21 protein-coding genes are annotated in these 22363 nt (G+C 36.1%); 15 read left to right on the top strand and 6 right to left on the bottom strand.

All coding sequences use genetic code 11. From position 1 onward, the window contains the following. Nucleotides 1-196: 196 nt before the first annotated feature. Nucleotides 197-2236, top strand: a complete 2040-nt coding sequence (locus tag F3J23_RS09705) for a hypothetical protein (protein ID WP_167027632.1) — start codon at nt 197-199, stop codon at nt 2234-2236. Nucleotides 2237-2294: 58 nt separating this feature from the next. Here the strand turns inward: F3J23_RS09705 and F3J23_RS09700 are convergent, their stop codons facing one another. Both F3J23_RS09700 and F3J23_RS09695 read right to left on the bottom strand, forming a co-directional pair. After that, nucleotides 2295-2771: a YdeI/OmpD-associated family protein gene (locus F3J23_RS09700; RefSeq protein ID WP_167027629.1), complete on the bottom strand. Its 477-nt coding sequence runs from the start codon at nt 2769-2771 to the stop codon at nt 2295-2297. Nucleotides 2772-2849: 78 nt separating this feature from the next. Continuing rightward, entirely contained in the window at nt 2850-5057 is a 2208-nt protein-coding gene (locus F3J23_RS09695; protein ID WP_167027626.1) for a S46 family peptidase, read from the bottom strand. Nucleotides 5058-5143: 86 nt separating this feature from the next. Here F3J23_RS09695 and F3J23_RS09690 point away from each other — a divergent pair, with 86 nt between their 5' ends. After that, the gene (locus F3J23_RS09690; RefSeq protein ID WP_228455313.1) at nt 5144-5578 is read left to right on the top strand and encodes an META domain-containing protein; all 435 of its coding nucleotides are present in this window, start codon (nt 5144-5146) and stop codon (nt 5576-5578) included. A gap of 300 nt (nt 5579-5878) precedes the next feature. On the opposite strand, the gene F3J23_RS09685 is transcribed toward F3J23_RS09690, so the two are convergent. Beyond that, on the bottom strand, nt 5879-6586 hold the full coding sequence (locus F3J23_RS09685) for a LytR/AlgR family response regulator transcription factor (protein WP_228455312.1): 708 nt from the start codon (nt 6584-6586) through the stop codon (nt 5879-5881). Between the two features lie 195 nt (nt 6587-6781). Between F3J23_RS09685 and hflX the strand changes: the two genes are divergently transcribed. The 9 genes from hflX (at nt 6782) to F3J23_RS09640 (ending at nt 16237) form a co-directional block, all read left to right on the top strand. Beyond that, complete coding sequence (hflX, locus tag F3J23_RS09680; RefSeq protein ID WP_167027623.1) at nt 6782-8005, top strand: GTPase HflX; 1224 nt, start codon at nt 6782-6784, stop codon at nt 8003-8005. After that, nucleotides 8005-8640 carry a DUF4919 domain-containing protein gene (locus F3J23_RS09675; RefSeq protein ID WP_167027620.1) on the top strand — a complete coding sequence of 212 codons (636 nt, stop codon included), beginning with the start codon at nt 8005-8007 and terminating at the stop codon, nt 8638-8640. The genes hflX and F3J23_RS09675 overlap by 1 nt, the downstream gene beginning before the upstream one ends. A gap of 16 nt (nt 8641-8656) precedes the next feature. Continuing rightward, nucleotides 8657-9943, top strand: a complete 1287-nt coding sequence (locus F3J23_RS09670; RefSeq protein WP_167027617.1) for a cation:proton antiporter — start codon at nt 8657-8659, stop codon at nt 9941-9943. Between the two features lie 12 nt (nt 9944-9955). Further along, nucleotides 9956-10675 carry a DNA alkylation repair protein gene (locus tag F3J23_RS09665; protein WP_167027614.1) on the top strand — a complete coding sequence of 240 codons (720 nt, stop codon included), beginning with the start codon at nt 9956-9958 and terminating at the stop codon, nt 10673-10675. Nucleotides 10676-10795: 120 nt separating this feature from the next. Next, complete coding sequence (locus F3J23_RS09660; protein ID WP_167027612.1) at nt 10796-11464, top strand: hypothetical protein; 669 nt, start codon at nt 10796-10798, stop codon at nt 11462-11464. An 86-nt stretch (nt 11465-11550) separates the two neighbouring features. Further along, nucleotides 11551-13491, top strand: a complete 1941-nt coding sequence (locus F3J23_RS09655; RefSeq protein WP_228455311.1) for a hypothetical protein — start codon at nt 11551-11553, stop codon at nt 13489-13491. Beyond that, entirely contained in the window at nt 13492-14730 is a 1239-nt protein-coding gene (locus F3J23_RS09650) for a hypothetical protein (RefSeq protein ID WP_167027606.1), read from the top strand. A 31-nt stretch (nt 14731-14761) separates the two neighbouring features. Continuing rightward, on the top strand, nt 14762-15100 hold the full coding sequence (locus F3J23_RS09645) for a DUF6122 family protein (RefSeq protein WP_167027603.1): 339 nt from the start codon (nt 14762-14764) through the stop codon (nt 15098-15100). Between the two features lie 66 nt (nt 15101-15166). After that, nucleotides 15167-16237, top strand: coding sequence for a calcium:proton antiporter (locus tag F3J23_RS09640; protein ID WP_167027601.1), 1071 nt, complete (start codon nt 15167-15169; stop codon nt 16235-16237). 89 nt (nt 16238-16326) lie between these two features. Here F3J23_RS09640 and F3J23_RS09635 read toward each other — a convergent pair whose 3' ends face one another. Further along, a complete protein-coding gene (locus F3J23_RS09635) occupies nt 16327-16707 on the bottom strand; it encodes a group III truncated hemoglobin (RefSeq protein WP_167027597.1) in 381 nt (126 codons plus the stop codon). Between the two features lie 228 nt (nt 16708-16935). On the opposite strand from F3J23_RS09635, the gene F3J23_RS09630 reads away from it, so the two are divergent. The 4 genes from F3J23_RS09630 to F3J23_RS09615 all read left to right on the top strand — a co-directional run bounded on the left by F3J23_RS09630 (nt 16936) and on the right by F3J23_RS09615 (nt 20389). Continuing rightward, nucleotides 16936-18144, top strand: coding sequence for a T9SS type A sorting domain-containing protein (locus tag F3J23_RS09630; RefSeq protein WP_167027594.1), 1209 nt, complete (start codon nt 16936-16938; stop codon nt 18142-18144). A gap of 271 nt (nt 18145-18415) precedes the next feature. Further along, entirely contained in the window at nt 18416-19387 is a 972-nt protein-coding gene (locus tag F3J23_RS09625) for an ion channel (RefSeq protein WP_167027591.1), read from the top strand. Further along, nucleotides 19388-19876, top strand: coding sequence for a YkgJ family cysteine cluster protein (locus F3J23_RS09620; RefSeq protein WP_167027588.1), 489 nt, complete (start codon nt 19388-19390; stop codon nt 19874-19876). Nucleotides 19877-20086: 210 nt separating this feature from the next. After that, on the top strand, nt 20087-20389 hold the full coding sequence (locus tag F3J23_RS09615; RefSeq protein WP_167027585.1) for a hypothetical protein: 303 nt from the start codon (nt 20087-20089) through the stop codon (nt 20387-20389). Between the two features lie 44 nt (nt 20390-20433). Here F3J23_RS09615 and F3J23_RS09610 read toward each other — a convergent pair whose 3' ends face one another. Next, nucleotides 20434-20802, bottom strand: coding sequence for an iron chaperone (locus F3J23_RS09610; RefSeq protein WP_167027582.1), 369 nt, complete (start codon nt 20800-20802; stop codon nt 20434-20436). 129 nt (nt 20803-20931) lie between these two features. Beyond that, nucleotides 20932-22290 carry an NADP-specific glutamate dehydrogenase gene (gene gdhA, locus F3J23_RS09605; RefSeq protein ID WP_167027579.1) on the bottom strand — a complete coding sequence of 453 codons (1359 nt, stop codon included), beginning with the start codon at nt 22288-22290 and terminating at the stop codon, nt 20932-20934. Nucleotides 22291-22363: the final 73 nt, after the last annotated feature.

Raw genomic sequence — 22363 nt, 5'->3', positions numbered from 1 at the left:
TAGTTATAACTAGTATCCTTCACTATAGTCGCAGACTTTTTTGGATCCTGACAAAAAATATTGAAATTTTTTAGAAAAATAAAAATCACGTCAAGTTTTGTCGTGGTGCAGGACGATATTTGCTTTAAGATAAACAGAGAATATGGCCATATAAAATGTTGTCTGATAAAACCATTAATCAAAAAAATATTTTAAAATGAAATTTACAGATGATTTCTTCTCGCCCACCTCAACAGATCCGGCTGATGATTTAGTACAATTAGTAGATAGTGAATCTCACGAAAATGTAAACTATCAGAAAGTTACCCATTGGTATCATGATGCAAATCCGATAGCGATGACGGATGCTTTGTGTGACGGGGTTATTTATCGTAAGAGATGGAATGTATCAGAAAATAAGAATGAATATTATGTCTTAGCAAGCTTCTTAGCTGGAAAACCTGTTAATATTGAGCTTTTTGGAGCAAAAGGAGATGCTGTAACAGATGATTCGCGTGCGTTTTTGAAGGCTGCAGATTTTGTCAATAGGCTTTATGATTTCGTGTCTCCAAACCCAGGGAATCCAAGTGAACAGTGGTCGCTTGAGAAAGTATCAGTAACTTTAGTTGGGAATAGCCCGATTGGATATAAAATATCTAAGACTATTTTATTCAAAAATCCGGTAAACTTTATCGTAGACAGGATCTTCTATAGAGGAACAAGTGATAAAACGGCTCTGATTTTCCAGAACAGTTTTAAAAATACAATTACAACCAACATTTCCGGAACTCCGGTATCAGATGTTTCTTCTGATGATTATATTGGTATTTTGCTCCAGGGTTCACAACATTCAAAGATGTATTTGGGAGCTTCATTCTTTACAAAAGGTGTTGTTTGTGAGGCGAATGATTCACCAGGGTTATTTCCTGGTTTTGCATGGAATGAAATTGAGCTAAAATCAATGCAGTCTAATCTTGATGCATTTGTTATTAGAAATTTAAATAATGGCTGGGCAAATGCTAACCGTGTAATAGGAGGGGAGTTTGGTTCTTTTACAGGATTACTTAATCCGAATACCGTTACACGCAAAAGAACATTTGTAAAATTTGAAAAAGATGATCTTTCTAAAGGTTGTAATTCCTGGCTTTTCCTTAATCAGGCATTCGAATGGGGGCTTGATATTGAGCCTTGGGAAACCCTTTGTTTTGATTTTTCGGCAGCTCCATGTTATGGAATTTCTATTTCTGAGCCGAGAATTGAAATCAAAAAAGGAGAAAGGATTGGAATTTTCCACAGAGGATCAGATTTTAATTTCAGCTCAAACCAGCTTCATTATCTTACTTATTTTACAGATCAGAATGGTATTAAATATATAGGGGAAAAACCTTTTGTTTTATTGGATGAAGACCTGAGTGGAGATGTAAAGACCAATGGTTCCAATAGTCATTTTTATGTTAAGAATCTTGAGCCTTTTAACGAGCTTTCCGGATTATTTCCCAATGCTGATTATGATAATCAGTTCTGTCAGGTTTTTAAGATCAATGATCATAATACCAATCTTTGGGTACAATGGCATCGTTATCCTCAGTTTGTTCTTTTTGATGAAAACAGGAACATAATAACAGATCATGCTTTGTTGCAGGCTCAGATCGATCTGCTTGATTTTAGACCGCAGGATTATTGGATTGCCCATGGAATTACTCCTGCTGTAGAAATTATTAAGATAGGAGCAGAGGACGAAGGAGATTATATAAACAATATGTCTTTTATTCCGGAGGCAAAATATGTAGGTATTATACAAAGGCTATATGATAATGCAAGGCTAAAAGTGATGATCAACAGGGCTGATAGAGGAAAAATTGAAAAGATTAAATTTCTTGAAATTCCCGAAGATACCTATTCAACACTTGATGATCCTTCAAGCCCGAATATGATTGGATTCAATTTCAGTACAGGTGAAAAGTTTTACAATTTTAATACATTTAAAACATCCGTTATCAAAGAATCAGGAGTAGGAAGTGTGTTGTCCGGATACACGATAGATGCAGTCACAGGATCGAGAATGTTTACAGTAAAGACAGGAGATATGAATAAGCTCTCTCTTGGAACAATATTTTACATTAATACTACTGGTGGAGCTGTACGTTTTAAAATTGCAGGAAAGGAGGGAAATGTAATCATCTCTGATATTCCATCCCACGTTACCGTGAATGACGCAGATATTACTTTTCCATTATGTACCTATGATACCTATTAAGTTAAGATCAAAAATAAGTTGATATCATATAAGAGTTCAGGATTTCCTGGACTCTTTTTTATACTCCCTTTTTCCCGGCTAAAATCATCTGAATCATTTTAACTTTTCTGTTTTCTCTTGTCTCAGGCTTTTTAGCGTCTTCTATCCATCGGATATATTCTTTTTTATGAGTATAGCTCATCTTTTCAAATGAAGTTTTGGCTTCTGGATTTTCGTTAAAGAGGGCAGCAATATCATCTGCAATTTCAACCGTTCTTTCTTCTTTATCTTCTGTAAGAGAAACAGAAACTTCGTCTCCAAAAGTTTTTCCCAATTGCTTTCTGACTTCCTGAGTCATTCCTAAAATATGACAATCAGAATTCATTTTAGCAAGGCTTCCACGGTATTCTACTTTCTGATCAAAGATCGCCCTGATTTTTATCTGTCCCTTCTTATTAAATACTTCTTCTGCAGAAAAAGGAAATTCAACAAACGCAGCATTCATTTCCCCGTTTTGTTGTATAATAGCTTTGAATTGTATAGGTTGAGGATTCATAATACAGTTTTTAATAATTCAAAAATAAAAAAACCGTGAAAGTAAATTTCACGGTTTCAGAAATATATCAAAAAAAGATTATTTTTTCTTTATTTTCTTAGGTGTTGTTGTAGTACCTGAGTTTTTAGTTTTAGTATCAGCAGGAGTATTTTCACCTCTTACAAGCTTCAATTCATCAACTAATCTTCTGGCACCTGCAAACTTATCGATTGTCCAAAGAACGAAACGAACGTCTACGTTGATCGTTTTCTGCCATTCCGGCTCAAATACGATATCACCACTTAATGCTTCACTGTTTCCATCGAAAGCAATACCAATAAGGTTTCCGTCTCCGTCAATAACAGGAGAACCAGAGTTACCACCTGTAATATCATTGTTAGAAAGGAAGTTTACAGGCATATATCCTGCAGCATCCGCATATTGACCGAAATCTTTAAGGTTGTAAAGATCAATCACTCTTTGAGGAAGGTCGAACTCTTCATCTCCTTTCTTGTATTTTCCAACAAGACCTGTCATATCTGTATAGTAGTTATCAGTAATACCGAAGTAATTTCTGTCACTTCTGATAGGAAGCTTATCTACAGTACCATACGTTAATCTCATTGTAGAGTTTGCATCCGGATAGAATTTTTTCTCAGGCATAGCCTTCATCAGACCTGCTAAGAACATACGGTTATTTTTTGCAAAGTTATCATCTACTTTTGCATATCTCTCAATGCTTATTTTTTGATCAGCAACAATTCCGTTAGCAGCTTTCCAAAGCGGATCAGCATCAAGCTTCAATGCATCAGGATTTAATAAGAAGTTCGTTGCAGAAGTTTTGTTAGCGAAAATAGAAGAATAAGCAACATTAGAAATTGTTTTTGCGTCTAATCCTAAAATAGTAGCAGAAGCTATTTCTTTATTGGTAACTCTTGACTGATAAAGGTTGATCATGGAAGAAAGCATTTCTCCTTCTAGTGCCGGATTAAAATTTTCATAAGCCGCTTTGATAGCTGCTTCCGTTTTAGCCTTCATTGCCAATCTTCCCTGCATATCCTGAGCTGCATAAGCTTTAAGAGCGGAACCTAGTTGTAAAGCAAGAGAGATGTATTTTGCATTTCTTGAAAACTGAGAAGCATAGTTTCTTTCAACATTTCTTTCAGAAACCTGCTTGTAGTAAATCCCTATATCTTCAAGAACTTCGTCATATTCCTCATTTCCGGCCATCATAGACCATTTTCTAAAGGTATCTTCAATTTTTTGCTTATCAGCAATAGTTCCGTTTTTCTCTACAGCATCAATAGTTCCCTGTCTGTTTTTCCAGTAGTTAGCTACCGAAGCATATTGAGAAGCATAGTTCAATTGAGTCGCTTTATCCTTATCCATGTATTTTTTCATAACATCCATGGCAAGTTTAGAAGCTTCAACCCAAGCCGGGTAATCTTTGTTTACCATTTGCTGAATTCCGTAAGAAGTCAGGTAACGGTTTGTTCTTCCCGGGTATCCTAAGATCATTGAGAAGTCACCAGGCTTAATTCCTTTTAGAGAAACCGGAAGGAAATGCTTAGGCTTCAAAGGAGTATTACTTGGAGAATACTCAGCAGGGTTACCCGCAGCATCGGCATACACTCTGAAAACAGTGAAGTCTGCAGTATGTCTTGGCCACTCCCAGTTATCAGTATCTCCTCCGAACTTTCCTAATGAAGAAGGTGGAGCTCCTACTAATCTGATGTCTTTATAGTCTTGATACACAAAGTAGTAGAATTCATTCCCGTTGAAGAAATCTCTTACTACTACAGTGTATTTCCCGTTTTCAGAGTTTTCTGTCTGGATGGCTTTAGTTTCCGCATCAATAACAGCTTTTCTCTCTGCTCCGGTCATATTGTTGTTAAGTTTAGACGTGATTCTTTTCGTAGCATCATCCATTCTAACCAAGAATCTTACATAAAGATCCTTTGCATTGAATTCGTCTTTCTGTTTCATAGCCCAGAAACCATTCTTTAAATAGTCTTTTTCTGGTGTAGAAGCAGCAGCAACGGCTCCGTAGCCGCAGTGGTGGTTGGTGAAGATAAGTCCTTTATCAGAAACAATCTCACCCGTACAGAAACCACCGAAACTTACGATAGCATCCTTTAAACTTGAATTGTTTACCGAATAAATTTCTTCAGGCGTCAGATGTAAACCTTCTTTTTGCATATCAACACCGTTAAGTCTCTTGATAAGCATAAGAAGCCACATCCCCTCATCCGCCCTCATCTGAGCAAAGCCCAGTAAGAAAGTGAATAGTAGAAATAGTCTTTTCATTTTATAAAATAATTTTTGTGTCGCTAATTTACTAATTTTTACGAGATTCTGTCCCGGATTGGTATGAAAATGGGATGATAATCCGCATGAGAAAGATACTATTGTCAGTTTTTGCTGTTTTACTTTTAAATCTTGTTTTAAATTGTTCCTCAGTACCGGATCAAAATCCTAACCTTAAAAGGCAATGGATGCTGGTTGCTTTCGATGGATTTTCAAAAGATCAGCTGGTGGCCCATAAAGCCGAAATGAACCTGACAGAGAGAATAGTTGATGGAAAAATTCAGGCAAGCGCCTATATGGGATGCAACAGGATGTCCTTTACCACGGAGTTTAAAAAAGGAGGGAAAGTAAAAATCTCCCAAGGGGCAAGTACTATGAAAGCCTGCCAGGATATGAATCTGGAAACATCTTTTCAGAAAAAGATTGAAACCATGACTAAATATACGGTTGAAGGACACTTTCTCACCTTGTCCGACGAGCAGGGAAATTCCATGAAATTTGTTGCGGCTGACTGGGATTAATGATTTGAACTTAACATAAAAATAAAAGTCCGCGCTATGACGGACTTTCTTTTTTGTTTGAAAAATCTAGTTCGGTTATCAGTCTTTTAAAGTTTTTCTCTCGGAGTCCCCATACGGGCCCGTCCAGGGCATTAAATTTGTGTTCCTAGAATAACCGTATTACGGTCTGCCTGTTTTGAGATGAGTTCTTTAGTTTATTAATTTTTATCTTAGAGGATTTTGGGAAGACTAAATTACAACGTCTCAGATTGAGATTGTAAAAAAATAGACCAACGGCAAAAAAAATCGACCAATGGAATTTTAAGGATTAAAGAATGATAAGTTATCCTTGTATGTTCTGCCGATAGGAAGCCTGATCTGATGCGCTAATTCTATTTCATGACTGCTTTTTCCACGTATAAGATGCCTGGGAACGGCATAACTTCGATGGATTCTTACAAATGAATCAAAAAAGTTCTTATGAAGAAGGTTGCCCAGTGAATCTAAAATGCAATGATTTTTTTCAAGGGTGATAATCCGGGTATAATCCTTTAAGGCTTCCAGATAGAGTATATCTTTCATTTTGATCTGAAAAATGTTTCCGCCTTCTTTTATTCTGATACAGTTTTCTCCTACCAAAGCATCATAACACTCACATTTTTTCCTTATTTCAAAAAAATCGAAAAGCCTTTGCATCGAATGATAAAAGCGCTCAGGAGTAAGTGGCTTGGAGATAAAATCCAGCGTGTTAAGTTCAAAAACTCCGGCAGCCAGCTCAGGATGGGAGCTGACAAAAATACAGGCCGGTATTTTATGAGCGAGTTTTCGGAATTCCAATCCGCTCATACCTTTTAAGTTGGTCTCAGTGATCAGAAGATCAATAGGAAGACCCAGATAAGAAACGGCCTTTTCAGCGGAATCAAATGACCCGACAATCTCAATGTTCTGATACTGTCTGATATAATGCTGAAGAACCAGTCTGTCCAGTTCATCATCATCAATAATCATACATCTGATAGAGGGAATCATGATCTTCTGGAGGTTAATTTTTTAATTTAAATGTTTAAAAATCAGAAAATTATTATATAAAGTTATTGATTTTTTGTAAAGCATCCTTAGGTTAAACTTAAATTTATATTAAAATGTGTTATTAAGTAAAAATTGATTTTGTTTTTTTTCTGAAAAATATTAACTTGTAAAAATCATAAACATAGACAGAACTTAATGTTAGAAAAGAAAGAACATAACTATGAGAAAGCGGTCTTGGTGGGAGTTATAACTCAAAATCAAGATGAAGAAAAACTGACGGAGTACTTGGATGAACTGGAGTTTTTAGCTTTCACAGCAGGAGCAACCGTACAAAAACGTTTTACCCAAAAATTAACGCAGCCGGATTCCAAAACCTTTATTGGAAGTGGAAAAGCTATCGAGATAAAAGAATATGTAAAGGAAAATGAGATTGGAACTGTAATTTTCGATGATGAACTTTCTCCTTCACAGCTTAAAAACCTGGAAAGAGATATGGAAGTGAAAATTCTGGACCGTACCAATCTTATCCTTGATATTTTTGCCCAAAGAGCACAAACTTCATATGCAAGAACTCAGGTAGAATTGGCTCAATACCAATATCTTTTACCACGTCTGACAAGAATGTGGACCCACCTTGAACGCCAGAAAGGGGGAATCGGAATGAGAGGTCCCGGTGAAACGGAAATTGAAACTGACCGTCGTATCATCCGTGACAGAATCACGTTACTGAAAGATAAATTAAAGACGATCGACAAGCAGATGGCAACCCAGCGTAATAACCGCGGAAAAGTGGTTCGTGCAGCCTTGGTAGGATACACCAATGTTGGAAAATCTACGCTGATGAATTCCATTTCAAAATCGGAAGTATTTGCAGAGAATAAATTATTTGCTACCCTGGATACTACGGTAAGAAAAGTGGTAATAGGTAATTTACCGTTTCTGCTTACTGATACGGTAGGATTCATCAGAAAATTGCCAACTCAGCTGGTGGAGTCATTTAAATCTACTCTGGATGAGGTTCGTGAAGCGGATCTTTTAATTCATGTGGTAGATATCTCTCATGAAAGTTTCGAAGATCACATAGAATCTGTTAATCATATCCTCATGGAGATCAATGCGCATCAAAAACCGGTGATTATGATCTTTAATAAGATTGATGATTTCAGCTATGAGAAAAAAGATGAAGATGATCTTACTCCTTCAACCCGTAAAAATATTTCTCTGGAAGAGTGGAAGAAAACATGGATGGCAAAATCCAAATATCCAACGGTTTTCATCTCTGCTTTAACTAAGGAAAACTTCCCGGAAATGAAGAAAATGATCTATGACGAGGTCATGAAGATCCATATTTCAAGATTTCCATATAACGACTTCCTTTTCGAATATTTCGATAACGACGAAGAAGAAAGCAACAATTAATGAAATATCACTTTTTCCTTTTATTCATTATGTTTTCGGTTTTTGGCTTCAGCCAGAAATCAAAAATTGATTTAAAAGCCATTGAGAAAAGTCTCACGAATCCCGATTCTCCTTATAATTATGAGAAACTGATTTTTAAATACAAGGGGTATCCGAAGTCTTTAGACAGTATAGAAGCACAATATCTTTACTATGGAAGGAACTTCAGAAAAGACAGAATAGCTACCTCAGATGATAGTTTTAAAAGCCTTGCAGAAGCATTTAAACAAAATAATTTTGCAGACTGTATCAAACAAGGAAAAGCCCTGTATGATAAAGATCCTACCAATCTGGACATTCTCCTGATCCTTCTCAGAGCTTATGACTCTGTAAAAGACGGAAATAATTTTATGCATCACCTGAATCAGTTCCGTTCGCTTACGGAAGGTATAAAAAGCTCCGGAGATGGGAAATCTGAAAAGACGGCTTATATTGTCAATTCGGTAGGAGATGAATATATTTTGTTGAATATCCTGAATATAGGACAGGATTATACAAGAAGCTCAAAGCCTTCTAAAAACGGGTTGTTCGATATATGGGAAAAAGACGGACGGCAGATCTATATTAAAATACTATTCTTAGACCTAACCAATTAACCTTAAAAAACACTTAGTGGAATTATATTATTCGTTTTCAGCATTAATCGTACTCGCATCCATATTTGCCTATCTCAATTACAGGTTTCTAAAACTTCCAAGCACCATCGGAATTATGGTTATCGCCATTGTAGTTTCCATTTTCCTGGTAATGTTCGGAGAAACGGTTCTTCCGAGAACTTTCGGACATCTTCACAATCTGATGAACAGCATAGACTTTACAGAAGTTCTGATGGGTGCTATGCTTAACTTTCTTCTTTTTGCAGGAGGAATTCATATTAACATTAATGATTTGAAGGAACAGTTCCGGCCGGTATTGATATTTTCTACGATAGGTGTTGTTATTTCCACTTTTGTAGTAGGTTTTGGAATGTTTTATTTATTGCCTTATGTGGGGATTAAGCTTCCGTTTATCTACTGTCTGGTTTTTGGAGCATTAATTTCTCCTACTGATCCGGTTGCCGTTCTGAGTGTTCTGAAACAGGCGAATGTATCCAAGTCACTGGAAACAAAAGTTGCCGGTGAATCTCTTTTCAATGACGGTATGGCAGTAGTGGTCTTTACCGTTGTTCTGCAGCTTGCAGTGGGGAAAGAAGTAGATTTGGGAGTTGAAAATATAGGACTATTGTTAATGAGAGAAGCCGGAGGAGGAATCCTGCTGGGAGGATTGCTTGGATGGGTTACTTCCCGATTGATGCGTGAAGTGGATGATTATATTATTTCTGTACTGGTAACCCTTTCTGTAGTAATGGGAGGCTATCTTATTGCAAGACAAATGCATATTTCCGGTCCGTTGACGATGGTTGCGGCAGGTTTATTCATGGGGAACTTTAATGTAAGATTTAAAATGAAATCCATTACCCAGGATTATCTGATTAAATTCTGGGAGCTGATTGATGAAATTCTGAATGCCGTATTATTCCTTTTCATCGGATTTGAGCTTTTGATGATTAAGGATTTGAAACACTTCATGATTCCAGGGTTAGTAGCGATTATTGTAGTTCTTTTTGCAAGATTTATTTCCATTTGGGGCCCTTCAAAATTTACTTCTTTGAGAAAAAGCTTTAGCCCGCAGACTGTAAAGGTTCTGGTTTGGGGAGGAATCCGTGGCGGGGTTTCCATTGCATTGGCGATGTCTATTCCTAAAAGTGAATACAGTGAGATTATCTTAAGTATTACCTACTGTGTAGTTGTATTCTCAATCATTGTTCAGGGGCTAACCATTGCTAAAGTTGCCAACCCTAAACAGATCGCGAAAGAAGAAGAAGAGCAGGAAAATATTGTTTTGGAAGAAAAGGCTTAATTACCGGATCTCATGGCAGATATTATCAAAGAAATAAAAGAAGCGCTTGCTGTTCTGTCGATTCCTGAAAAGGCAGAATTCTTTCCCAGATTTTTTAAAACCGGAAAGGGAGAATATGGAGAAGGAGACTTGTTTCTGGGAGTTAAAGTCCCGGATCAACGGTCGGTAGCCAAGGAGTATTATTCAAAAATAAATTTAGAAGAGCTCAGCAGCTTACTTTCTTCAAAGTATCATGAACATAGGCTTACCGCTCTTTTCATACTGATTTCAAAGTTTGAAAAAACGAAAGATAAATCTGTACAGGCAGAAGTGATTACTTTTTATTTTAATCATCTTCCATATGTCAACAACTGGGATCTTGTGGATTCAAGCTGTTATAAAATTCTGGGCAGATATGCTTTTGAAAATCATAAAGAAAACCTTCTTAGAGAGCTTTCGGAATCGGAAGAAATGTGGCACAAGAGAATTGCTGTGGTGGGAACTATGCATTATGTGAAGAAAGGATCATTTGAACTGACAAAAGAATTCGTTACCCGTAATCTGAAACATCCTCATGATCTGATGCACAAAGCCAACGGATGGCTGCTGCGTGAAATGGGAAATAAAAATGAAGGTGAACTCATTAGCTATCTGAATCAGTATTACAAAGAAATGCCTAGAACCTGCCTTCGGTATGCTATTGAAAAGCTGGACGAAGATCTTCGTCAGGATTATCTGAAAGGACGTGTTTAAAAATATGTACCGTATTTTCCCCTAAAAGAGTACCGGGAAACAGCTATTTATGCCCAAAAAACCAAAGATTATAAGGATTTAAGGCCAAAATTGAGTAATTTTGCTGTTTTAAACCCAATCATGAAAAACACGCTCAGATTATTTCTCCTTTTTCTACCTTTATTCATCCTTACAAGCTGTTTCGATATTTTGGATAAAGTAAATGTAAAAGCAGACGGAACAGGAGAATATACTATTATTCTTAATGCCAGTAAAAGTAAGACAAGACTGGCTTCAATTTCTAAAATGGAAACAATCAACGGAAAGAAAGTTCCCAAAAGATCAGAAATTGAAAATAAAATCAATGAAGCTGCAAAAATTTTCAAAGCAACTCCCGGAATTACTAATGTAAAAACATCCATGGATTTTGATAATTACATCATTAAACTGAGTTGTAATTTCAAAAAAATTGAAAATATCAATGCCGGATTAGAAAAGCTAAAGTCTCAGAATATTCTCGGTAAAATGGTTCCTACTCAGATCTACAGTCAAAACCTTGAGAAGAAGACGTTAACCAGAAACAAGATCAATACATTCAAAGCAGATTATGACAAGATGAGCAAGGCAGACAGAGAAGTTTTTAACGATGCCAGGTACACTTCCATAATGCAGTTTGAAAATACAGTGAAATCACAGTCAAATAATGCCTATCAGCTTTCACCTAATAAAAAAGCGCTTAAGTTTGAAGCCGAGATCCTGGATCTTATCCTTCAGAAAAAACAAATACAAAACACAATCCTTTTTCAATAAAAACAGCCATGAAATCTATCTTACTAAAAACACAAAAAATTATTTTATTATTGTTTGGCTTTACACTCGTTTTTGCGCAGAACAGTATGAAAATACCGACTGATGCTGTATTTTATATGGAAATCAACGGAAAACAGCTAAATAATAAAATCAACTGGAATAAACTGAATCCTTTACTGCATGAATTAAGCAAAAACAGTAAAGAAAAAGCTACCTGGACCGATTATTCCAAAACCGGGATCAAATATGATGCAGTTCAGTATCATTATGGAAGTTTTAATGATTCCATCAAAACCTACAACACACACTTTATTATCGATAACAAAGAGAAGTTTGAAGAGTTCATCCATTCCATTAAGAAAAAAGGACTGGAAATCTCCAAAAAAACCAGGTATTCTTATGTAGATATTGATGATGATATATTTGTTGCCTGGAACGGAAGCCGGGCTGTTCTAAGTATGATAAGCTATACCAAGCCTTACAAGGACCTTTGGAAAGAAGAAGCTGTAGTAGACAGCGCTGTTGCAGTGGCAGATAGTGTTGCCATAGATGCGGGTGACAGCAATTATACCGATGAACCTGAAAAGCCTTTCGATTATAAGGAAGAAATAAAGAGTCTGAAGGATGATATCAAATATCTGAAGGAAAATATTAAAGAGAATAACCTGGAAATTGCAAAAATTCAGAAGGATATCAAGTATTTGCAGAAACATCATAAGTATCCTGAGGAAAAAGAAAATGCAGATAAATCTGAAAATGAAGAAGGGACACCTGATGATTATGCCTATGATGAGGAAGAAGCAAAAGCTTATCAGAAAGAACAGGATTCGATCCGCAGAGAAAATTTCAAGGTTGTTAAAAAGAATGCCGAAGAGCGTTTTGATCAGTATTTCAGCTCAAATTTAGAAATCGAAGTTCCTAAAGAGATGCTTACATTCCGGGATGCCAATTCAGATGTTTTTATCTATGCGGATTATGGGAGAATTGTAAATGATGGTATTTATGGGAAAATGATGGATCGTTATGATTTTGGAAAGGTATTTCAGAATATGTACAACTCCGATTATGCTTACAATCTGTATTTTGATAAGGACAAGGTAAAGCTGATCAATAATTACAAGCATAAAAATACTGAAATTCAGAAGAATATCTCTTCAATCTATAAAGGGAAAAGAAATAAAAAATTACTGGAACTTATCAGTGATAAAAGCGTAGGGTATTATGCTGTAAATCTGAACGGAGCGAAGTGCTTTGATATGATGTACAGCCTTCTTCAGGAAACAGGAGACAGCGAATATAAAAAGGAAATGGAACTGATTATGGAAACAATGAAGATTGTTCTGGATGAAGAAGCCATTGCTAAAATAGCACCCGGAAACGGAATTTTTGTCTTAAACGAACTGAAGTCCAAAAAAGTAGATTACACGGATTATGAATACGATGATAACTACAATGAAAAAGAAGTGAAGAAAACCAAAGATGTGGCTGTTCCTAACTTTACTTTTGCTTTTGCCACTGAAAATGAAGGCTACTGGAACCGTATTTTTAACTTGTTGACGACTAATAAGAAACTGTCTAAAAAATTCTCAAAGAAAGGAAGCTTCTATGTTTTTAAAGATGAAAAAGACAGAGGGTATCTCGATGAAATATTTTTTACTGTTAAAGATGGAGTGGTTTATATAATGAGTGCTACTGAAAACATTTTACCGAACAGACAGTCTGAGATTTCCAGAAAATGGGCTAAAGATTCTTCAAAATACCCGCTATCCGGAAGACTGGATATGCAGAAACTTCTGATTGGCCTCGATAAAGAATTCAAAAGCCCTTCAGAGAGAAAAACATTAGATATCATCAGAAAAAATGTAGGGGAGCTGTATTATAAAACAGAAGTAAAAGGAGAAAGTATCCAGACTGAAATGGATTATATGATTAAAGATTCGTCTGAAAACAGCCTGATGTACTTCTTTGAGTTATTTGATCAGATTTTTAAAACCAAAGAATCAGAAAAAAAACCTCAGCTCCTGTAAATGAATAAGAAGAAAATTATTGTCCCGTTAATTGCTTTGCTGTTGGCAGCTGCTGTGTATATTGTGTTTTTTCATAAAGATAAAAGGCTATATTTTATCCCTGAAAATGCAGATGCGGTGGTTTTGATTGATGTAAAGAAATTAACGGGACAATACCTCTTCAGCTTAGTTACCCATCCTTCACAATGGTCAGGTAAGAACAGTAAAGGAAAAAGCTCTGCTTCTTTGAAGGATTCGGGAATAAAGATTCCGGATTTTTTACAGATTTTCCATGTCAGAGGTACTCGGTTTTCTCAGTGGTATACAGTGCTGGAACTTCAGGATAAGCAAAAATTCATTTCATATTTAAAAAATCAGAACTTTACAGATAATGGAAAGAACCATTTTCAGAAAGATCAGATTGTCCTGATTTTAGATGATAAATACTGCTTTTGGGGAACTTCTGAGATAAGTTTTGAATCCATAAAGAAAGATCTTTTTGGGCAAAGGAAAAAGACGATGAATGCAGATCAGTTCATTGATGGCTCTTTGGGAAGTATTTCTTTTATTTCTGGAGAAAAGATCTTGAATTTCTCTGTTGAATTAACGCATGATGAAATTGAGATCAAAAACAATTCAAATACAGGAACCTTTAATAATATTGCTTCGAAGCTTCAGGATAGCAGTCACTTTCTGGAAGTGGAACTTGATCAGTTGAATATCAGGAATATCACCCGGTTTTTCAATAAAGATATTGCAGATTCCTCACAGGCGGTTTCTTTTAAAGCAACTGCTGATCTTGAGCAGGTGAATGATACTATTATCAGTTATGAATACGATGATAATTTTAATGAAGTTGAAAAAAAGACCTTTCAAAAAATTACCCAGCCTAACTATATTGTTGATATTCAAAGTAAAAATACTGGGGAAGCCTGGGAATATTTCCAGTCTAAAAACTGGATCAACGGAGAAAACCAATTTACTGCAATTCCTTTTCAACCGAATAAAATCAGTCAGAATAATAACAGTATTATTATAAAATCTATCAGAAAACCGGTAAAATTATCATCTCAATTAAAAGAAAATTACATCCTGATGAGAAATAATCCTTTACTGTATTCATCTTTAAAAATGCTTACGAATACCGAAAAGAGAATGATCTCTGATATTGATTATATATTGTATGCTAATAATTCACAGGATTATTGGGTGAAAATAAAAGCAAAGAAAGGAGATTTACCCTTAATTTTACGATGGTAATTATGAAAACTGAAAAAATAAATATTTATTAATGGCTCCGTCAGATATTGCTTTTCTCAAAACCTTTACACATTATTTTTTACATTTTGTGTTTCCTGTTTTTATAGCACTGGTTTTTTATCCTAAAACCTGGAAGAAGGTATATCTTATATTATTGGCAACAATGCTGGTAGATCTGGATCATCTTTTTGCTAATCCTATTTTTGACCCTTCCAGAGAAAGTATAGGTTTTCATTTTTTACACTCTTATTATGCCATTGCGGTGTATTTTTTGATGTTGTTTTTTAAAGGAAATATCAGAGTTATAGGAATTGGACTTCTTTTTCATATGTTTACAGATTTTCAGGACTTTAACTTCTGGCCTCATTAAAATAACATTAATATTTTCTTTTGATATTTAAAATTTTATAGATTTTTTGTATTTTGTAATCACTTTATGAAATTAAAAGAATTTTTACATTATACCTATATTTTTCCTGTCCTTGCGGTAGGTTACTACTTTTCCGGAATGATGGGATCCGGTGTGTTGTATGATATTATTGCAGGTATTTTACTTATTGGGAGTGTTTTATCGGCGGTACATCACGCAGAAGTAGTGGCTCATAAAGTAGGAGAGCCTTTCGGAACCATTATCCTGGCTCTTTGTATTACGATTATTGAAGTTGCGCTGATTATCTCACTGATGGTAGCCGGCGGAGATCAGGCGATCACGCTGGCCAGAGATACGGTTTTTGCCGCTGTAATGCTTATTCTTAATGGAATTCTGGGAATATGTATCCTTGTTGGTGGTGTCAAATATCATGAGCAGTTCTTTGCAAGAACTTCAGCAACTACTTATCTGGTAAGTATTGTTTCTATCCTGATTCTTACCCTTGTTCTTCCTAATTTCACGTCAAGCGTCAACGGACCTTTCTATAATGAGGCACAATTGGTATTCGTATCCATTGCCTGTCTTGTTATTTACGGAGTTTTCCTAATGGTTCAAACTGTTCGTCACAGAAGTTACTTTATAATCCCTGATGAGCATCCTGAAGAACATTATATTCCGTCATTATCTAAAACAATAATAAGCTTTGTTTTCCTGGTGATCTGCCTGGTGATTGTTGTTCTGATGGCAAAAGGGCTATCAGACACCATAGAGAATATGGTACGAAGCTTAGGAGCACCTAAATCATTGGTTGGAGTAATTATTGCAGCCGTAGTGCTTCTTCCTGAAGGGGTAGCAGCTATACGTGCAGCAAGAGCGAATCAGATACAATCCAGTCTGAATCTTGCATTAGGTTCTGCATTGGCAAGTATCGGGTTATCAATTCCTGCAGTTTCGGTAGTTTGTATCATGTATGATATCCCTTTGGTGCTGGGATTGGATAAAAAAGATATTATCCTCCTTTCCTTATCTGTATTTATCGTAATGCTCTCATTAAGCAGGGGAAAAACAAATATCCTTTATGGAACTGTTTTATTAGTGAATTTAGCCGCTTATATCTTTACGGTCATTGTTCCTTAGGAGGTAGAAAGAGTAAAATTGTAAAAATGCGGAATTGCTTATTTGCAGGATAAAGTCCTTGGAAACGCACATTTGATCTCCCGAATTCCTTACAATCTTCTCGCCAGCTCCATTTTGAAAGCCATTAGTTTTGCAATATTCTCAGATTTGTAAACCGCCATGTCTGCATTTTCGCCCACAAAATTTTCTTCAATCGTAGTACGCCAAAGTTCAAGCCATTTGTCAAAATGCTTTTGTTCCATTGCCTGTATTTCATTGATAGGAAAATGAACTCCCATAGGGTTTCCCTTATAAGTCATCTGCCCGAAAAGAATTGATTCCCAGAAAGAATACATTTTGGGAAGATGTTTATCCCAGTCTACCTTGGCTATATCATTAAAAAAAAATCCAATAGTTTCATCTTTAACTACTTTCGCATAAAATGAGTTAACAAGATGTTCAATGTCTTCTCTTGATTCCAATTTTTTCATACTTCAAATGTAGTTTAAAATTGAATTAAAAATGAAATCATCCTATTGATAAAATTCATCATTAAAAGTTATTTATAAATAAAAAACAATTTTTTAATCCTGAAAACCAGTAAGTTATATTTTTTTTATAAAACATCAGGTGATTTTTTACATTTTTTTGAACCTAATTGTATAAGTCTTCTTTGACATTAAAAATTAGAATGATAATTAAAAAATAAAACCAACTCTATGAAAAAAATGTACAAAAACTATATGATCCTGCAGAAAGCAGGAATCCTGTTTCTTATTCTCTTTGGAGCTGCAAAAGGTTTGCAGGCCCAGGTACACGACTATACTTTCTCACAAAGTACAGGAACATTCAACAGTATTGCGGCTTCCGGGGATCTCGCTTACGATGGGACTTCACCCTCAATTAATGACTCTTTATGGGTAAACGTTGCCATTCCCTTTACTTTTAAATTCAGCGGGGTTGATTATACATCAGCTTTTGTAAATTTTAATGGAGGAGTAACATTTGGCGAGCCGGATTATGGTACATCATTAATTTCACGGTCAACGCCGTATAATGGCGGAGCTATTGCAGTAATGAACAAGGATCTTTGGAGAGTTTTTTATACCACTGGAGATCTGACGGCCGGTTCCAATGTGATTACCAACGTAGCTTCTTTTAAAGGAATCGAAATTGGGAAGAAATTAAATACTACAACCGGAATCTATGGCGGGCAGAAAGTCACAGCCTTTGATGAAGCAGCCGGTACTATTACAATGTCATCCCCGACCTCCATTAATCTTACCGGAGCTAGAATAGAATATTATACCGGTAAAGTTTTTACATCAACCGAAGGAACAGCTCCCAACAGAGTTTTCGTGATAGAATGGATAGGATATAATGATTATTTTGCCCCGTTCCCAGGAAATAATTATCTTAATTTCCAGCTGAGACTGGCAGAAACATCTAATACAGTTTCTATTGTTTACGGGCCGTATTATCAATTGTCTACAGAAGCAAGAACTTCCCAGGTAGGATTGAGGGGAGCTGAAAGCAATGACTTTAATAACAGATATGGCGATGACTGGAATAATACATCTGCCGGGACAACGAATACAGCTGCTGTTTTCAGGGATAATGTAATTTTTCCGGAGTCTGGACTTACTTTTACCTGGACACCCCCTGTACCTGTTTTGTCGACTGTTGAAACAGCTGGAACTAAAGGAGGTGTAAGAACCTATCCGAATCCGTTTACTGATATACTGAACATTTCTAATGTACATGAAATAAGATCTGTTTCCGTTACAGATGCTGCAGGAAGATTAGTGAAAACTATTGATGCTCCTTCTTCAACACTTCATTTAGAGGAATTGAAACCCGGATTGTATGTGGTTGTTCTTAATATGAAAGATGGTTCTAAGCAGTCAATTAAAGCAATTAAGAAATAAATCTTTTAAATTTCATACGTATTAAAAGGAGAGTATAAGATCTTCTGATGAGAGTTTCTTAGAAGCTTAGGTTTAATATTTAAAAAAATATAATCGAAAGTCGAAATACCAGGTTAATAAATTATATATCTGATTTATAATAATGCGTATTTTGGGCTTTTGATTATGTTTAAGTTTTGATAAAATTCATGAAAACAATATTTTATCTTTGCATTGAAAACAGAGAAGAAGTGGTGCTGCTTTAATCTGTTAAGAAACAAATGATATAAAAATGACAGGAGGATTCAGAAAAAAGATCCGTCAGAAAAATGCGGAAAATAGCGGTTTCGGAAGTAATGCATCCGGAAGGTTTATCAATAAGGATGGTCTCCCGAATGTTCAAAGGAGAGGCGTGAATGTTTTTAACAGATTAAGCTGGTATCACACCATGCTGAATTTATCTTCATTCCGTTTTATTTCCTATTTAGTGATTGCGTACATTCTGGTAAATATTCTTTTCGCGCTGATCTATTATCTGATCGGAGTGGAACATCTTACCGGAATTGACAAAAGTGATCCTCTAAATGAATTTATTGATGTCTTTTTTTTCAGCTCGCAGACATTTACTACGGTAGGATATGGTAGAATTGCTCCTGTTGGCTTTATGGCAAGTCTTGTCGCTACTTTTGAAGCTTTTCTGGGATTGCTTACCTTTGCCATTGCAACAGGTCTTTTTTATGGAAGATTTTCAAGGCCGAGGGCATATCTTAGGTTTTCTGACATTGCAGTAATTGCACCATTTCAGGACACTTCAGCACTCATGTTCAGGCTGGCTCCATATAAAAATAATGCACTTACTGATGCAGATGTAATCGTATCGGCCGCAATTGAAGTTATAGAAAACGGTATTGCAAAAAGTAATTTTTACAGACTTAATACGCAGATGAACAAGATCAATACATTAGCACTCAACTGGACGGTGGTGCATAAGATTGATGAAAACTCTCCGTTTTATGGCTTTTCCGAGGAGGATTTTAAAAATACCGATATAGAGCTTATCGTTCAGGTACGTGCATTTGATGAAGTATTTTCAAATACTGTGGTTCAGAGATCTTCCTATACAACCGGAGAAATTGTATACGGAGCGAAGTTTGTCCCGATGTATTATCCGAACAAAGAAAACCTTTCCACAGTTCTGGATCTGGATAAAATCAATGAATATCAAAAGGAAAATCTTCCTGATGCTGTGAGAATTAAAGAATAAATGAACTTAGATTTTTATAAAAAACAGGCTTTACAAAAGCAGAAAGAACATAAAAAATTTCTGGACGGATTGAAAAAGAAACCGCCTAAGAATCTCGATTATATCGTTCAGGAAACCCATGATGAAGTTTTTGAAGAAATAGATTGCTTACAATGCGCTAATTGCTGTAAAACAACAGGTCCGCTGTATACAGAAAAAGATATTGAACGTATTTCAAAGCATCTTCGTATGAAATCTGCAGATTTTGAAGCTAAGTTTTTGAGAGTAGATGAAGATCAGGATAAGGTTCTGCAAAATTTACCCTGCTTTTTCCTGAATAGCGACAATACCTGTTCAATCTATGAAGTAAGACCAAAGGCGTGCCGGGAATATCCTCATACCGACCGAAAAAAGATCTATCAGATCAATAATCTCATGCTCAAGAATACAGTAATCTGTCCGGCTGCATTTGAATTCGTAGAAAAAATGATGAAAAATATAGCAAAGTAGATTTCAAAAATGGAAGCAGGAAGAGAGGTAGGGGAAGTTTTTGAACCAAAATAAGTTTCCAGTTCCCAGCATCACTTTTCAAACCGAATTAACCTAACTTATTTTGCAAAATCCTCTTAAATAATTATAAAGTACGTTAAATAAGCTTCTTACGCATAATTTTGTAAATGATGACTCGTTTAAGTTAAACAATCATTTAAATATTACATTATGAAAAAGTTATTTTTAACGGCTGCGTTTACATTAGTCGGGGTGATCGCAGTATCAGCACAGTCAACAACACAAAAGCCGGCTGAGACCACTACTAATACCCCAACGACAACTCAGACACAACAAACGAGTCCGCAGACTACAAATCCTTCAGATCCAAAGAATCAACAGGAAAAAACACCTGCCACCACTATGGAAACTGCTCCTGCAACTGATCCATCAGTAAGTACAACGCCTACGGATGCTACCAAGCCTGCAGATGCTCCTAAAGAAGGAAAGAAAGATAAGAAAAAGAAAAAGTAAAAGCACTTTAGCAAACACTAGTCGGAATCCTGGAATATTATATTTCAGGATTTTTTCTGTTCAATTTCCTGGATCCGGAACCGCACAATTTTGGCAATTAGAGCTGAAGGAAGTGCTTCATCAATCGGAAATTGAACTGCGCCTTTCGAAAACTTATATTTATTTTTTTCAAAATCTTTTTCAAAGTTTTTAATGCCGTCTGCTCCCGGATAAAACCCAATATGTTTTTTATAGCCGGCAAAATACACTAAAGGTTTTCCTTTATGCCTGAAGGCGGGCATCTGATACCCGATATATTCTTCCAATTCAGAAACCTGTGAATGAATAATGCCTCTCAGCTCGAGGAGCTTTTCCTGTACTTCTATTGGGAAGAGAAGAATGTACTCATCAATATTTTTAAAGGTGTTTTTCATACCTAAAAATAAAAAAAGCGCTGCATATAGCAACGCTTTCTCCTTTCACTTTTTACTTTTTTCCCATTTTCCCGGGAACAGGCTATATCAAAAAAGGTCGGGAGTTTTTCCCAACCTTTGCTTTTTCTGTTACACAACTCCCTGAGCCAACATTGCTTCTGCAACCTTTACGAAGCCGGCAATATTTGCACCCTTTACGTAGTTTACATAACCGTCCTCGTCTTTTCCGTAGTCTCTACAAGCTTTGTGGATACCAATCATGATTTCCTTCAATCTTGCGTCAACTTCTTCAGAAGTCCAGTTAAGACGGATAGAGTTCTGAGTCATTTCTAATCCTGATGTAGCAACACCTCCAGCATTGGAAGCTTTACCAGGAGAGAATAATACTTTATTGTCTAAGAAATAGTTGATAGCATCTAGTGTAGAAGGCATGTTAGCCGCTTCAGTTACACAAACACATCCATTTTCAACTAATACTCTTGCGTCATCTAAATCTAATTCGTTCTGAGTTGCAGAAGGGAATGCTACATCGCATTTTACTTCCCAAGGGCGTTTCCCAGCATGGAATTCAGCAGATGGGTATTTTTTAGCATAATCCTCAGCTCTGTTGTTTCCTGAAGATCTAAGCTCTAATAGATAATCGATTTTTTCTCCGCTGATGCCATCTTTATCATAAATGTATCCATCCGGGCCGGAGATTGTTACAACTTTAGCACCTAGTTCAGTTGCTTTTTTGATAACTCCCCAAGCTACGTTTCCGAAACCTGATACTGATACTGTTTTCCCCTGGAAATTCTGGCCGATAGTTTTAAGCATTTGCTCAGCAAAGTAAACAACTCCATATCCTGTAGCTTCAGGACGGATTAATGAACCTCCGTAAGCAAGCCCTTTTCCTGTAAGAACTCCTGTAAACTCGTTTCTGATTTTCTTGTATTGTCCGAAAAGATATCCGATCTCTCTAGCTCCTACACCAATATCTCCTGCAGGTACGTCTGTTTCAGGACCAATGTGCTTGCATAGCTCTGTCATGAAAGCCTGGCAGAAACGCATTACTTCCATATCAGATTTTCCTTGTGGGTCAAAATCAGAACCTCCTTTACCTCCTCCCATCGGAAGAGTTGTTAATGAGTTTTTGAATACCTGTTCGAAAGCTAAGAACTTAAGAACTGATAAGTTTACCGTAGGATGGAAACGAATTCCTCCTTTGTATGGCCCAATAGCAGAGTTCATTTGAATTCTGAAACCTCTGTTAACCTGAATTTCTCCTTTATCATCAACCCATGGAACTCTGAAAATAATAATTCTTTCAGCTTCAGCCATTCTTTCAAGCAGCTTCATTCCGTTATATTCTTTTTTCGTAGCAATGAATGGAATTACTGTTACGGCAACTTCTTTTACAGCCTGTAAGAACTCCGGTTCGTTAGGATTTTTTGCTTCAATTTTTGCAATAAACTCTTGGATTTTCTGGTCAATATTATATTGTTCCATATATTAAGGTTGAATATTATTGTCAACAAATTTAATTTTTTTTTCAAGATTCACAACACTATATTTTAAGATT

The organism is Chryseobacterium sp. Tr-659, from assembly GCF_011752975.1.
In the GTDB taxonomy this organism is placed as follows: domain Bacteria; phylum Bacteroidota; class Bacteroidia; order Flavobacteriales; family Weeksellaceae; genus Chryseobacterium.
The sequence above is the reverse complement of the archived record's forward strand: the minus strand, read 5'-3'. Positions and strand labels throughout refer to the sequence as shown.